The following is a 13,832-nucleotide window of genomic DNA, read 5'->3' as shown; positions in this document are numbered from 1 at the left end:
TATTTTGACCTGTTTCTGATGCGGGGTGGAGCAGTCTGGTAGCTCGTCGGGCTCATAACCCGAAGGTCGTTGGTTCAAATCCGGCCCCCGCTACCACTTTTTGGTAGAAGCCCCTTTAAGGGGCTTTTTCGTAGGCGCTTCCAAGGATTTGGGTCGCAGCGAGACCGCAAGGTTGCCGCAGGAGACAGTCAATCTGCCTTCCCATATGGAGTGGTAGATTTTCAGAAATGGGTCCAATGGGACCTTTTTTTATTTCTGGCGTGAGTGCCAGAAGCCGTAAATCAGTTTTATAGGTAAGTAAATTGTCAGCGAAGTTAAAGCTGTTACAAGAGTTAATTGAACCGGTTGTCCAGGGTCTGGACCTGCAACTCTGGGGTATCGACTTCAGGTCGGCCGGAAAGGACACGGTTCTGCGCATCTATATCGATGGCCCTAATGGCGTCAGCGTCGATGATTGTGCACGTGTTAGCCACCAGGTGAGCGGTGTGATGGATGTTGAAGATCCAATCACTGAAAACTACACCCTCGAGGTTTCATCACCGGGCATGGATCGTCCTCTCTACACGCTAGAGCAGTTCGAGGCCTATGCCGGTCACATGGTGCAGTTGCGCCTGCGTATGCCATTTGAAGGGCGTCGCAAATTTAAAGGAATTCTTAACGGCATTGAGGGCGATGAAGTCCTGCTGGTCGTTGATCAAACAGAATACTTGTTGCCGCACGATCTAATCGAGCGTGCCAACGTGATTCCAACTTTTGAATAACGCTTTTGAATCTAGGAGCGAGAACGAATTATGAACAAAGAGATCCTGTTGGTAGCCGAAGCGGTTTCTAATGAGAAGGATGTACCTAAGGGTGTGATCTTTGAAGCGATCGAAGTGGCTCTGGCGACTGCGACTAAAAAGCGCTACGACGAAGAGGCGGATATCCGTGTTGTCATCGATCGTGCGACAGGCGACTACGAAACATTCCGTCGTTGGTTGGTTGTAGACAATGACGCTGTTCCAGCGCTCGGTACTGAGCTGACTATGGAAGAGGCAGCAGAGATCGATACTAACCTGCAGCCTGGTGACATCCACGAAGAGCAGGTTGAGTCGGTTAAGTTTGGTCGTATCGCGGCCCAGACCGCGAAGCAAGTCATCGTACAGAAGGTTCGTGAAGCTGAGCGCGCTAAGGTCGTTGAACTCTACTCTGACCGTCTCGGTGAGCTGATCGCCGGTACGGTAAAGAAAGTGACCCGTGACAACGTTATCGTTGATCTGGGTAACAATGCAGAAGCGTTGCTGCCACGCGAGAATCTACTTCCACGCGAAGTATTCCGTATGGGCGAGCGTGTGCGTGCAGTACTGCAGGAAGTTCGCTCTGAAGGCCGTGGCCCTCAGCTGATCCTCAGCCGTACCTCTAATGAGATGCTGATCGAGCTGTTCCGTATCGAAGTGCCAGAAGTTGCGGAAGAGATGATCGAGATCCGCGCCGCTTCACGTGATCCAGGTGCGCGCGCGAAGATTGCAGTTAAAACCAATGATGGTCGTCTAGATCCAGTCGGTGCTTGTGTAGGTATGCGCGGTTCGCGCGTGCAGGCAGTATCTGGCGAGCTGGGTGATGAGCGTGTCGATATCGTGCTTTGGGACGATAACCCAGCGCAACTGGTTATCAACGCGATGGCACCGGCTGAAGTCGCTTCGATCGTAATCGACGAAGATACCCACTCAATGGATGTTGCTGTTGCTGAGGAAGCGCTGGCAATGGCGATTGGTCGTAACGGCCAAAACGTGCGCCTGGCGGCTGAGCTGACTGGCTGGGAACTCAACGTGATGAGCGAAGAGGAAGCCGCAGCTAAGAGCGAGTCAGAGACAGGTAAAACTGTTGATCTGTTCATGCACCACCTTGACGTTGATGACGATCTAGCTGAGCTGCTGGTGGCTGAGGGCTTTACCTCTCTGGAAGAGGTGGCTTACGTCCCAGTTAACGAGATGCTTGAGATCGAAGAGTTCGACGAAGAGATCGTTGAAGCGCTGCGTCAGCGTGCTAAAGATGCACTTCTGAACTTAGCGATTGCCAACGAAGAGCAGCTTGGTGCACAAGAGCCAGCAGATGATCTTCTGAACATGGATGGTATGGATAAGCACCTGGCGTTTGTAATGGCGTCACGCGGCATTGTCACCATGGAAGATCTTGCGGAGCAGTCAATTGAAGAGCTGCTCGAAATTGAAGATATGACCGAAGAGCGCGCAGGTGAGCTGATCATGACAGCCCGCGCACCTTGGTTCGAAGAGCAGTAATTAGAGACAACGGAGAGGGAGTAACCCCCAGATGGCAGAAGTAACGATTAAACAGCTTGCCGATGTGGTTGGTGTGTCCGTTGAGCGTTTGGTAACACAGATGCAGGAAGCGGGCGTCAAAGGTAAAGACACCGAATCCACAGTGACAGACGAAGAGCGTCAGCAGCTGCTGGCCTTTCTGAAGCGCAGCCACGGCGAAGATGCAGAAGTGGGTGAGCCGAAGAAGATCACACTTAAACGTAAAACCACATCGACACTCAAAGTCGGTGGCGGTGCAAGCCGCAAGACCGTAAACGTGGAGGTCCGCAAGAAGCGTACCTACGTTAAGCGTGAAGAGGTTGAAGAGACTCCGGTTGAAGAAGCAGTTGCTGCACCGGTTGAGGCTCCAGCGGTAGAGAAAGCGCCTGAGCCAGTAGTTGAAGCGAAAGCTGAGCCAGTAGCGGAAGCACCGGCAGAAGCACCAGCGGCTCCAGTTGCTGAGGAAGCTCCAGCGCCAGAGATTAAGCCAGAGCCAGTCGTGGAAAAGCCAAAAGCTGCTGAGCCTGTGCCGAGTAAGCCGGCCGAACCAGCTGCTGAAGATCCACGCAAGAAGAGGAAAGAGCGCGATAACCGTCGTAACGAGCGTGCTGAGCGTGGTGAATCACGTCGTGGTAAGGGTGGTAACAACCGTCCTGCTCAAAAGCCACTGCGTGCCGCTAGACATACTGGCCGTAACACGCCAAACCAGCACGGTTTTGAGAAGCCAACTGCGGCAATCGTGCATGAAGTGAGCATTCCTGAGAGCATCACTGTCGCTGAACTGGCGAAGAAGATGTCGGTGAAGGCCGCTGAAGTAATCAAAGTGATGTTTAAGATGGGTGCTATGGCAACCATCAACCAGCCGATCGATCAGGATACAGCGACTCTGGTTGTCGAAGAGATGGGTCACGTCGCTAAGCCGATGCAGGAAAATGCGGTAGAGGATGCTCTGCTAGAGAGCGTTGCAGCGCACGAAGGTGAAGCAACAGGCCGTGCGCCAGTTGTTACCGTTATGGGTCACGTTGACCACGGTAAGACCTCTCTGCTCGATTACATCCGAACTACACGCGTAGCAGCGGGCGAGTCAGGTGGTATTACTCAGCACATCGGTGCTTACCACGTTGAGACTGATAACGGCATGGTCACCTTCCTGGATACTCCTGGACACGCAGCGTTTACCGCAATGCGTGCACGTGGTGCATCGCTGACTGATATCGTTGTTCTGGTAGTCGCTGCGGATGACGGTGTAATGCCGCAGACTGAAGAGGCAGTACAGCACGCGAAAGCGGCGGGTGTACCTCTTGTTGTCGCAGTGAACAAAATCGATAAGCCAGAAGCGGATCCAGATCGCGTTAAGAACGAGCTGGCACAGCGTGATGTTATTCCAGAGGATTGGGGCGGCGACGTACAGTTCTGTAACGTCTCAGCTAAAAGCGGTGAAGGTATCGACAACCTTCTCGAGTCTATCCTGCTGCAGGCTGAACTGCTTGAGCTGACAGCGGTTCAAGATGCTCCTGGCCAGGGTGTCGTGGTTGAATCACGCCTTGATAAGGGTCGTGGTCCAGTTGCTACGCTGCTGATCCAGAATGGTACGCTGAAGAAGGGCGACATCGTACTGGCTGGCATGAACTTTGGCCGTGTCCGAGCTATGCTCGATGAAAACGGTGCTCCGCTAGAGTCTGCGGGTCCTGCTATTCCAGTGGAGATCCAAGGTTTGGACGGCACACCGGATGCCGGTGACGAGTTCACTGTTGTCTCTAGTGAGAAGAAGGCGCGCGAAGTTGCTCTGTTCCGTCAGGGTAAATTCCGCGAAGTTAAACTGGCGCGTCAGCAGCAGTCTAAGTTGGAGAACCTCTTCAACAACATGCAGGCGGGCGATGTTAAGTCCCTCAATATCGTTATCAAGACCGACGTACGTGGTTCACTGGAAGCACTGACGCACTCACTGGAAGATCTCTCTACTGATGAGGTTAAAGTGAACATCGTCTCTGGCGGTGTGGGCGGTATCGGTGAGACTGATGCTAACTTGGCGCTGGCCTCTTCCGCGATTTTGATCGGCTTTAATGTTCGTGCTGATGCACAGGCGCGTGCGATTGTTGAGCGCGAAGAGATGGAGCTGCGTTACTACTCAGTAATCTACGACATCATCGATGACGTGAAAGCTGCGATGGGCGGTCTGCTCTCGCCAGAGTTCCGTGAAGAGATCGTTGGTATCGCTGAAGTGCGTGACGTCTTCAAAGCGCCTAAGATCGGTGCAATCGCTGGTTGTATGGTCATCGAAGGTACGGTTTACCGTAACAAACGCATCCGTGTACTGCGTGATAACGTCGTAATTTACGAAGGCGAGCTGGAGTCACTGCGCCGCTTCAAAGATACCGTCAACGAAGTGCGAAACGGTATGGAGTGTGGTATCGGTGTAAAGAACTACAACGATGTTAAAGTCGGAGACCAGATTGAGGTTTACGACACCATTGAAGTTCAGCGTACACTTTAATCCGAGGTCATCAATTACATATGGCACGCGATTTTAAACGTACCGACCGAGTTGGTGACCAGATCCAGCGTGATCTGGCCCAGCTCATTCACCGTGAGATTAAAGACCCACGCCTTGGCATGGTGACAATCAACCACGTTAAAGTTGCCAAGGACCTTGGCTACGCTGATGTATACATCACGGTACTACCGCTAAACGGGATGGATGAAGCTGAAGCGACTGCAAATAGCCTGGCTGTATTGAAGAATGCCGCAGGTTTCCTGCGCGCTGAACTCTCACGTCAGATCAAATTGCGCGTGATGCCTAACCTACGTTTTCACTTTGACGAGAGCGTCGAGCGCGGCCGCCATCTGGCGAGCTTGATCGAAAAAGCGCGTCGCATGGAAGACGAATAACCGATGGCACGACGTAAGAAAGGGCGCCGCATTGACGGCGTCTTTTTGCTTGATAAGCCCCAAGGTTGCAGCTCTAACCACGCGTTGCAGCGTGTTAAGCGTATCTACGATGCTGCCAAAGCCGGCCACACCGGTGCGCTTGATCCGCTAGCAACGGGTCTCTTACCGATCTGCTTGGGCGAAGCGACTAAGTTTTCACAGTTCCTGCTCGACTCAGACAAACGCTACATTACGACAGCTAAGCTGGGTGTGCGCACAGACTCGAGTGATGCTGATGGCGAGGTTGTGGAGACTAAGCCGGTACCTGCGATTGATCGTGCTGAGCTTGAGGCTCTGCTTGAGCGCCGTTTCCTCGGTGAGATTGAACAAGTCCCGTCGATGTTCTCAGCGTTAAAGCACAACGGCCAGCCGCTTTACAAGCTTGCACGTAAGGGTGAAAAGATCGAGGTAAAACCGCGTCAAGTGACCATCTTTGAGATCAAGCTCGTTGATCTGCGAGCAGATGAGATTGATCTGGAGGTGCACTGTTCTAAGGGTACTTACATCCGCTCTATTGTTGAGGATCTTGGCTTTGAGCTTGGCTGTGGCGCACACGTAAGTATGTTGCGACGCACCGCAGTTTCGAATTACGAATCAGCGCAGATGCTGACCCTTGAGCAGCTCGAATCTTTGGCTCGGCCAGCGACCGAGGACGAGACGCAAGAGTGCATACAAACGCGTTTGGATGCTGTATTATTACCGCCCTGGAGTGCCGTAGAGAGCCTGCCATCGCTGGAATTGAGCGAAATTTTGGCAGCTAGACTACTCCAAGGTCAGAAACTGGGCGAGCGTTTTGAACAGCGTGGCTTGGTAAGACTGTTTGAGAATTCCCGTTTTCTGGGGCTTGGCGAGGTTGATGAGACCGGTCGCTTGCGAGCGAAACGCTTGTTAGATACCTCTTTATAGGTACCGCAGAGAACAGTCGCTCTGAATAAGAGCAGATTTAGATTTACCTCAACTGAGGTATGACGCTGAACTGAAGATATGCTCGGTACAGCGCGACTTAACCCCGGGGAACTGCTGTGTGTAGGGCCCTGTGCATATCGTAAGTAGGAGAATATCAATGGCACTGTCTGTTGAGAAAAAAGCTGAAATCGTAGCTGAATTTGGTCGCGGCCAGAACGACACTGGTTCACCAGAAGTACAGGTTGCACTGCTGACTGCTAACATTGAAGGCCTGCAGGGTCACTTCAAAGCTAACAAGCAGGACCACCACTCACGTCGCGGTCTGATTCGCATGGTAAACCAGCGTCGTAAGCTGCTGGACTACCTCAAAGGTAAAGATGCAGATCGTTACCTTGAGCTGATCAAGCGTCTGGGCCTGCGTCGCTAAGACCAGACCCTAGGGGGCCATACACTGTATGGCCCTTTTCATTATCAACCTCTGCAAAATCACGTTACTCAAGCCTGTACTCAATTGGATTTTCTACCGCAGATAGAGAGCTCAACTGAGTACTGGCTCTAAAAGATGTAAGTTTCGCGATCAGCAGAGATCTTTAACTTAAAACGGAGCTAATCGATGTTTAATGCGATTACTAAGACGTTCCAGTTCGGTAACGACACTGTAACGATCGAAACCGGTAAGGTAGCTCGCCAGGCAACTGGTGCAGTTATGGTTACTGTTAACGAAAAGACCCAGGTTCTTTGTACCGTTGTTGGTGCTAAAGAAGCGAAAGAGGGTCAGGATTTCTTCCCTCTGTCGGTTCACTACCAGGAGAAGTACTACGCTGTAGGCCGTATCCCAGGTGGTTTCTTCAAGCGCGAAGCCCGTCCTACCGAGAAAGAGACGCTAACTTCACGTCTGATCGACCGTCCGATACGTCCACTCTTCCCTAAAGGCTTCATGAACGAAGTACAGGTTGTGTGTACGGTGATGTCTTCTGACAAGAACATCGATCCAGATATGGCAGCGATGATCGGTACCTCTGCGGCACTGACTATCTCCGGCATTCCTTTCCTTGGCCCAATCGGCGCTGCGCGCGTTGGTTTCACCGAAGATGAAGGTTACATCCTCAACCCAACTTACGCTCAACTTGCTGGCTCTGAGCTGGACATGGTTGTAGCAGGTACTAGCGACGCGGTTCTGATGGTTGAGTCAGAAGCGAAAGAGCTCTCTGAAGATGAGATGCTTGGCGCAGTTTTGTTTGCTCACCAGGAGATGCAGGTTGCTATCAACGCAATCAACGAGTTCGCTGCTGAAGCGGCTAAGCCTAAGTGGGACTGGCAGCCAGCTGCTAAGAACGTTGCGCTGACTGACGCTATCAACGCTGCTTTCGGTGCTCAGATCGATGCAGCATTCCAGGTTGCTGACAAGATGCAGCGTCAGGATACCCTACGCGCTCTGCGTGACCAGGTTGTTGCTCAGTTCGCCACTGGCGAAGAGGGCGCACCAGGCGCTGGTGAAGTCTCTAAAGTCTTCGCTTCTATCGAGAAAGCAACTGTACGTGAGCGTATCCTCAGCGGTCAGCCACGTATCGATGGTCGTGACACTAAGACTGTCCGTCCAATCAATGTTGAAGTGGGCACTCTTAAAGGTGTTCACGGTTCTGCTGTCTTCACGCGTGGCGAAACTCAGGCGATCGTTGCTTGTACTCTGGGTACGAGCCGTGACGTTCAGATCATCGACGCACTGGAAGGCGAGCGTCGCGACCCATTTATGTTGCACTACAACTTCCCTCCATACTCTGTAGGTGAAGCGGGTCGTATGGGTGGTGCTGGTCGTCGTGAAATCGGTCATGGTCGTCTGGCTCGCCGCGGTGTTGCTGCGGTTCTTCCTACTCAGGAAGCTTTCCCATACACCATGCGTCTGGTGTCTGAAATCACTGAATCGAACGGTTCATCTTCAATGGCTTCTGTCTGTGGTTCTTCACTCGCGATGATGGATGCGGGTGTTCCTGTTTCTGCAGCTGTTGCGGGTATCGCAATGGGTCTGGTGAAAGAAGATGATCGCTTTGCAGTCCTGACTGACATCCTCGGTGACGAAGATCACCTTGGCGACATGGACTTCAAAGTAGCGGGTACTGAAGCGGGTGTTACTGCACTGCAGATGGACATCAAGATCACCGGTATCACTGAAGAGATCATGGAGATCGCTCTGGAGCAGGCGCACGATGCACGTACACACATCCTGCGTGAGATGGCTAAGGTAATCGGCTACGCTCGTCCAGAACTGGCAGACCACGCTCCAGCAATGGTTCAGCTTAAGATCAACCCAGAGAAGATTCGCGACGTTATCGGTAAGGGCGGTGCTGTTATCCGTTCAATCACTGAAGAGACCGGCGCATCTATCGACCTGGACGACGACGGCACAGTTCGTATTTACGCTGACAACAAAGAGGCGTCTAAGGCCGCTGTTGATCGCGTAACTGCAATCACCGCTGAAGCTGAAGTTGGTAAGATCTACGAAGGTAAGGTTGTTCGCATCGAAGACTTCGGTGCATTCGTAAACATCCTGCCAGGTAAAGATGGTCTGGTTCACATATCACAGATCGCTAACGAGCGCGTGAATAAAGTGACCGACTACATCAACATGGATGACATCGTGAAAGTTAAGGTGTTGGACGTCGATATGCGCGGCCGTATCAAACTGTCGATGAAAGACATGGAAGAGGACGAGACTGTTGATAACTAATCAATAGTTGACGTTAGAAAAGGGAGCCTCGGCTCCCTTTTTTCATGCTGTAAAAGCAGACCGCTATGGAATTAATTCTTAGAAATTTTTGTACGAGCGATGTAGAGCGCAGCGCTATTTCGCGACAGATTATCGACGATAAAGGCAGCTTAATACGCTTTGGGTACAGCGCTCATAACAGAAGTCCATTTATGCGAAGCCGCAAGCCATTCTCTACAGGAAACAATAACGGTTAGAGCCAATCACACAGTAGTGTAAAATAAGACCAAATTGAACTGTCTGACACTTCAGCCGTAACTATGTTGGCGGGTGCCCACGGGTTCATATGATTGGCACCAGTCCAGATGATGCGAGAGCGATAATGTCGGATACCGTAACAACTACCTCTAGTGAACGTATAGGCTCGCTCAATGAGCTCGCAAAGCGCGCTGATTACTCCTTTGTGGAATCGCTTCGTGCCGATCCTCAGGCCCGTGAAGATGGGCAAGATCATGATCCGCGCCAGGTATTCTCTGGGCATTTTGTACCTGTTACACCAACGCCCATTAGCAAGCCCGAGTACGTAGCTCATAGCCAAAACCTGTTTGCTCAGTTGGGCCTAGATGATGGCCTGGCTGATACTGCCGAATTCATCCAACTCTTCTCCGGTGACCTTTCTACTGCGCCCGAGCCTATGCGAAATACCGGTTGGGCAACCGGCTATGCGCTCTCGATCTTTGGCCGCGAATATTACCAGCAGTGTCCCTTTCAGACCGGCAACGGTTATGGTGATGGGCGTGCTATATCCGTGCTTGAGGGGGTTTTCGCGGGGCAGCGTTGGGAGATGCAACTCAAAGGGGGTGGGCGTACGCCTTATTGCCGTGGGGGGGATGGACGCGCTGTGTTGCGCTCGAGTGTGCGCGAATTTTTGGCACAGGAGCATATGCATGCGCTTGGCGTTCCAACCTCAAGATCACTGAGTCTCTATGCTTCCCGAGATGAGACTGTGCAGCGCCCTTGGTACTCAGAGGGCTCTTTCTCCTATGACCCAGACCGCATGGGATTGGAGACTGTGGCCATTTCAACGCGCGTTGCCCCATCGTTCATCCGCGTTGGGCAGTTAGAGCTTTTTGGGCGCCGAGCGCGCAAAGGCGAGCATCCGGAGGCGATGAATGAGCTAGAGATGCTGGTACTGCATCTAATTGACCGCGAATACGCGGGAGAGATCGATTCACAACTGCCTCTCACCGAGAAACTGCTGAAACTGGCCGAACTGTTTCGTGCGCGTCTCACTTCGCTAGTGGCTAACTGGATTCGCGTCGGGTACTGCCAGGGTAACTTCAACAGTGATAACTGTGCTGCGGGAGGCTTTACCCTCGATTATGGCCCATTTGGTTTCTGTGAACAGTTTGATCCTAACTTCCAACCGTGGACCGGTGGGGGTGAACACTTCGCCTTCATGAATCAGCCGATCGCAGCGGCACGTAATTATCAGATGTTCCTGGTCGCTCTGCTGCCGCTGGTGGCCGAGGATGAAAGTGCATTGGAGCAGTTACAGGCGCTTAACTCCGGCTTCTCTGCAGTGATGCAAGAGAAGATGGAGGTGATGTGGGTCTCTAAACTCGGTCTTCCAGAGTTCGATAAGGCTCTGTTAGATGAGCTGCTTGAGCTAATGACAGCAACTCCGGTGGATTACACCAAGTTTTTCAGAGCTCTATCTGATCTTCCTGAGGACATCAGAGCGCTAGAGGTCAGTTTCTATCTCCCTAGCTCCCAACAGGACGTGCCGGAACAGTTAAAGCAGCGCTGGGGCGCCTGGTTAGCGCAGTGGCATTCGCTTATCGCCGAGCGCGTTGCGTCTGAGGGCTCTGACGCGATTAAGCGGCAGATGAGAGCAGTTAATCCGAAATACATTCTCAGGGAGTGGTTAGTTGTGCCGACCTATCAAGCCGCCTACAACGGTGACTATGGGCCGCTGCGGCAACTGCAAACCGTAATGAATGCACCCTATGGCGAGCAGTCCGGCGAAATCGAAGCTCAACATGACCGTCTCAAGCCCGAGCAGTATTGGGGTTTAGGCGGCGTGAGCCACTACAGCTGTTCATCCTAGAGTGGCTGTGTGGCTGCTACTTAATTATCCATTGAAACCTAACCGCTACTTTACGCGTCTCCAGGTGCCGCCATCGCGACAGACGAACAGAATACACCCTTCAACGGCAAGTCCGTTGCCGTCATCAACTAGCTCCATTTTGGATTTATAGGTTTTGTCTCGGTCAGGTGACCAGATTTTACCACCGTCGTATCGGCCATCGCCTTTTGCTGTCATATCCCAAATGATGTTGCGTCCAATATTCTCAGACTCCAACACTTCTCCATTAGCTGAGAAGCTTTGTACAAGCTCTCCGCAAAGCTTGTCTGCGCACGGGCTTACTACTATGTGGCCATAGTTACCGTTGTCATCGGGTTCGGTCTGCCAGGTCCCGAAGGCTGGCTCAGACATTGCTGAAGCTGAAAGAGTGAGTGCACTAAACGCAGTAATGAGTTGTCGGTACATACTGTATCCCTAAGTTTTTATTTTAATTGTTTTGAATCTGAAGCCGGTGAGGGCTTGTCGACCTAATTTAGACTCCGACCGACTTCACCAGTCTCAATCCTTACTTATCCTTCACGCAGCGGAAGCCGATATAGACAACCGCCATATCGCGCGGTTTTGTCGCTACATAGTCGGCTCGCATTTGTCGAGGTCCGTACCACCAAGAGCCACCGCGAGTACCTTTTGAGCTCTCGTCGGGGATATCCACCCACTCCCATACATTGGCGCCCATATCGTAAAGCCCGTTCACGCCTTCTCGGGTTGTTCCAACTTCAGCGTGGCCCCTCCCGCGATTCAAGTGCTCGCTCACGTCCGCCGTAACGACTTCACCACATCCGTCTAGGCAGTTTGCACCCATCGGTGAGTTGCCCGTAGGGTAGGTGTAGTTTTTGCGCTCCATGCCAGAGCGTTGCTCAGTGTAGGCAGCGCTGATCCATTCGGGTTCAGTCGGCAGGCGTTTGCCGCTCCAGCGGCAGAAGGCAGCGGCTTCATCGTATGTTAGATGAACTGCAGGCTCGCTGGGTTTGGCAGAAATACCGTATGGGCTACGCCAGTTCCACCCCGGTTTCTGCGTCCATCCAAACTCGTAGACAAGCCCACCACCGTCACGCTCTGCCGCGGTCAGAATAGATTCCGCCTTTGCATAAAGCTCGAACTGACCAACACTCACTTCGGTCTTGTCTATGAAGAACTGTTCTAGCTCTACCATTTCAGCCCGAGCTAGATAGGGAATTACGATAAGCAGAGAGCAGATATATGTTTTCATGTGTCTGTTTACGCCTCAGCGTTACAGCTGGTTTTTCGGCTGATTATCCGGTTAAACACGATACTGTCGCTTCTGCTCCATACGGCGTAAAAACTCGGCAATAATCTCATGGTAGAGAGCGTCTCCGAGCAGTAAATCCTCCACTTCAGAATCGATACTTGGGTTGTCGTTAACTTCTATAACAGCCACGCGATCACCGGCTTGTTTTAGGTCAACGCCATAGAGCCCATCACCAATTAGACGAGCTGCTTTGAGTGCGGCATCCATCACTTTGTGTGGAACTTCCCAAATTGGCGGAGCATCAAAGTTGCCGGAGTCAGGAGCCTGTGGGTCGTCACCGTGTTTATAAATTTGCCAGTGCCCTTCAACCATGAAGTACCGACATGCGAACAGCGGTTTGTTGTTCAGTATGCCGATACGCCAGTCGTACTCGGTGTACATATACTCCTGGGCGAGCACCAGTGATGAACTGCGTCGCAAATGTTTTAGCGATTTGGCAAGTTCTGCCTGCGAGCTCACCTTCTCGACACCTCTAGAGAAAGCGCCGTCGGGTATTTTCAGTACCGCGGGAAGGCCGATCTCACTGATTATTTTTTCTTGGGACTCTGCGGATGCATTACTTACGATGACCGTTTTGGGGGTCGGCACTGCGTTGGCCTTGAGCAGATCGGCTAAATAGACCTTGTTTGTGCATCGAAGGATAGACTGAGGATCATCCATCACGACCAGCCCCTCAGCTTCAGCTTTGCGGGCGAATTTGTAAGTTGCATCATCAATCGATGTGGTGGCTCGGATGAACAATCCATCAAATTCTGCCAATCGTTGGTAGTCATTCGAGGTGATTTGCTCGGTTTTAATACCCAATCTCTCTGCGGCTTTTGCGAATCGCTTCAGTGCGGTTTCATCGCTCGGTGGCATTGGGTCTTCAGGATCAACATAGATCGCCAAATCGTAGCGGTACTGTTGACGGACTTTGGGTTTACGCCAGATTTTATGGCTAAATCGATCAAGCGCAGCTGCAAATCGCACCTGCTCGTCGTCACTTGATATCTCACTCAGGCTACCTTGTCGCAGTTTCTGTACGCGCCACTGTCCGTCAAACTGCAGCGTTACCTGCAGTACTGGAACTGGATAGCGCTCGAACAGCGTTTTGCCGAGAGACTCGAGACGCGGTTCGGATACCTCACCAAAATAGATATTCAGGGATAGTTGGTTGTCTTCTTCCTGGTCAGCTGCAGCTAGACGCGAGAGCACTTTTGCGACTGGGGCGGTATCAATAGACCAAAGTGACTTGCGTCTTAAGTCATTGGTGACGCTGATCGACGGAATCACATGATGGCGGCGCGCCTCGGCAAGCAGCGAGGTATAGTAGCCCCGGCCAAGGGCCGTTGAGTTGCGACAACAGTTAATGACTCGGGTACGAGCACGGCTAGTTTTGGACTCGAGGGCTAGGTACTGCTCAAATGAAATCACATCCTGGCTGGGGAAATAGGGCTTCCAATCTTCCAGGTCATCGACAACAACGTAGAACGCCGACATAGGTGCCTCACAGATAAAAAAGGCATGAGTTGATCGAACATAGTTATGGCACAAAAGAGTGCTTAGCACTAGCATTGGTCGATAACTATTCTGCGGGTG

At 52.1% G+C, this 13,832-nt stretch carries 11 protein-coding genes and 1 tRNA gene; 9 read left to right on the top strand and 3 right to left on the bottom strand.

Translation table 11 applies throughout. The features are described from left to right. Positions 1–19: 19 nt before the first annotated feature. From AC1WNR_RS14180 to AC1WNR_RS14140, 9 genes are all read left to right on the top strand, one after another. Positions 20–96: transfer RNA gene (locus tag AC1WNR_RS14180), tRNA-Met, on the top strand. A 206-nt stretch (positions 97–302) separates the two neighbouring features. Continuing rightward, positions 303–761: a ribosome maturation factor RimP gene (rimP, locus tag AC1WNR_RS14175; protein WP_481645140.1), complete on the top strand. Its 459-nt coding sequence runs from the start codon at positions 303–305 to the stop codon at positions 759–761. Between the two features lie 30 nt (positions 762–791). After that, positions 792–2,279 (top strand): transcription termination factor NusA, encoded by a 1,488-nt coding sequence (nusA, locus tag AC1WNR_RS14170; protein ID WP_481645139.1) that lies wholly within the window; start codon positions 792–794, stop codon positions 2,277–2,279. 31 nt (positions 2,280–2,310) lie between these two features. Then, positions 2,311–4,791, top strand: coding sequence for a translation initiation factor IF-2 (infB, locus tag AC1WNR_RS14165; RefSeq protein ID WP_481645138.1), 2,481 nt, complete (start codon positions 2,311–2,313; stop codon positions 4,789–4,791). 20 nt (positions 4,792–4,811) lie between these two features. After that, positions 4,812–5,186 carry a 30S ribosome-binding factor RbfA gene (gene rbfA / locus AC1WNR_RS14160; protein WP_481645137.1) on the top strand — a complete coding sequence of 125 codons (375 nt, stop codon included), beginning with the start codon at positions 4,812–4,814 and terminating at the stop codon, positions 5,184–5,186. A 3-nt stretch (positions 5,187–5,189) separates the two neighbouring features. Then, positions 5,190–6,131: a tRNA pseudouridine(55) synthase TruB gene (gene truB, locus AC1WNR_RS14155; RefSeq protein WP_481645136.1), complete on the top strand. Its 942-nt coding sequence runs from the start codon at positions 5,190–5,192 to the stop codon at positions 6,129–6,131. 157 nt (positions 6,132–6,288) lie between these two features. Beyond that, a complete protein-coding gene (gene rpsO / locus AC1WNR_RS14150) occupies positions 6,289–6,558 on the top strand; it encodes a 30S ribosomal protein S15 (RefSeq protein WP_481645135.1) in 270 nt (89 codons plus the stop codon). Positions 6,559–6,744: 186 nt separating this feature from the next. After that, on the top strand, positions 6,745–8,856 hold the full coding sequence (pnp, locus tag AC1WNR_RS14145; protein WP_481645134.1) for a polyribonucleotide nucleotidyltransferase: 2,112 nt from the start codon (positions 6,745–6,747) through the stop codon (positions 8,854–8,856). Between the two features lie 361 nt (positions 8,857–9,217). Further along, positions 9,218–10,945 (top strand): protein adenylyltransferase SelO, encoded by a 1,728-nt coding sequence (locus tag AC1WNR_RS14140; RefSeq protein ID WP_481645133.1) that lies wholly within the window; start codon positions 9,218–9,220, stop codon positions 10,943–10,945. Positions 10,946–10,990: 45 nt separating this feature from the next. Here AC1WNR_RS14140 and AC1WNR_RS14135 read toward each other — a convergent pair whose 3' ends face one another. The 3 genes from AC1WNR_RS14135 to AC1WNR_RS14125 form a co-directional block, all read right to left on the bottom strand. Continuing rightward, positions 10,991–11,389 (bottom strand): DUF2147 domain-containing protein, encoded by a 399-nt coding sequence (locus AC1WNR_RS14135; protein ID WP_481645132.1) that lies wholly within the window; start codon positions 11,387–11,389, stop codon positions 10,991–10,993. 100 nt (positions 11,390–11,489) lie between these two features. After that, positions 11,490–12,194, bottom strand: coding sequence for a formylglycine-generating enzyme family protein (locus AC1WNR_RS14130; RefSeq protein ID WP_481645131.1), 705 nt, complete (start codon positions 12,192–12,194; stop codon positions 11,490–11,492). A gap of 51 nt (positions 12,195–12,245) precedes the next feature. Then, complete coding sequence (locus tag AC1WNR_RS14125) at positions 12,246–13,733, bottom strand: RimK family protein (protein WP_481645130.1); 1,488 nt, start codon at positions 13,731–13,733, stop codon at positions 12,246–12,248. Positions 13,734–13,832: the final 99 nt, after the last annotated feature.

This window comes from Marinobacterium marisflavi, assembly GCF_982447095.1.
Note: the sequence above shows the minus strand (reverse complement) of the source record. Positions and strands in the feature narration are given on the sequence as shown.

What these genes read in the sequence shown, in the direction of transcription:
- nusA (WP_481645139.1), top strand. Translation starts at nt 792, where the DNA reads ATGAACAAAGAGATCCTGTTGGTAGCCGAAGCGGTTTCTAATGAGAAG.
- infB (WP_481645138.1), top strand. Translation starts at nt 2,311, where the DNA reads ATGGCAGAAGTAACGATTAAACAGCTTGCCGATGTGGTTGGTGTGTCC.
- rbfA (WP_481645137.1), top strand. Translation starts at nt 4,812, where the DNA reads ATGGCACGCGATTTTAAACGTACCGACCGAGTTGGTGACCAGATCCAG.
- truB (WP_481645136.1), top strand. Translation starts at nt 5,190, where the DNA reads ATGGCACGACGTAAGAAAGGGCGCCGCATTGACGGCGTCTTTTTGCTT.
- rpsO (WP_481645135.1), top strand. Translation starts at nt 6,289, where the DNA reads ATGGCACTGTCTGTTGAGAAAAAAGCTGAAATCGTAGCTGAATTTGGT.
- pnp (WP_481645134.1), top strand. Translation starts at nt 6,745, where the DNA reads ATGTTTAATGCGATTACTAAGACGTTCCAGTTCGGTAACGACACTGTA.
- AC1WNR_RS14140 (WP_481645133.1), top strand. Translation starts at nt 9,218, where the DNA reads ATGTCGGATACCGTAACAACTACCTCTAGTGAACGTATAGGCTCGCTC.
- AC1WNR_RS14135 (WP_481645132.1), bottom strand. Translation starts at nt 11,389, where the DNA reads ATGTACCGACAACTCATTACTGCGTTTAGTGCACTCACTCTTTCAGCT.
- AC1WNR_RS14130 (WP_481645131.1), bottom strand. Translation starts at nt 12,194, where the DNA reads ATGAAAACATATATCTGCTCTCTGCTTATCGTAATTCCCTATCTAGCT.
- AC1WNR_RS14125 (WP_481645130.1), bottom strand. Translation starts at nt 13,733, where the DNA reads ATGTCGGCGTTCTACGTTGTTGTCGATGACCTGGAAGATTGGAAGCCC.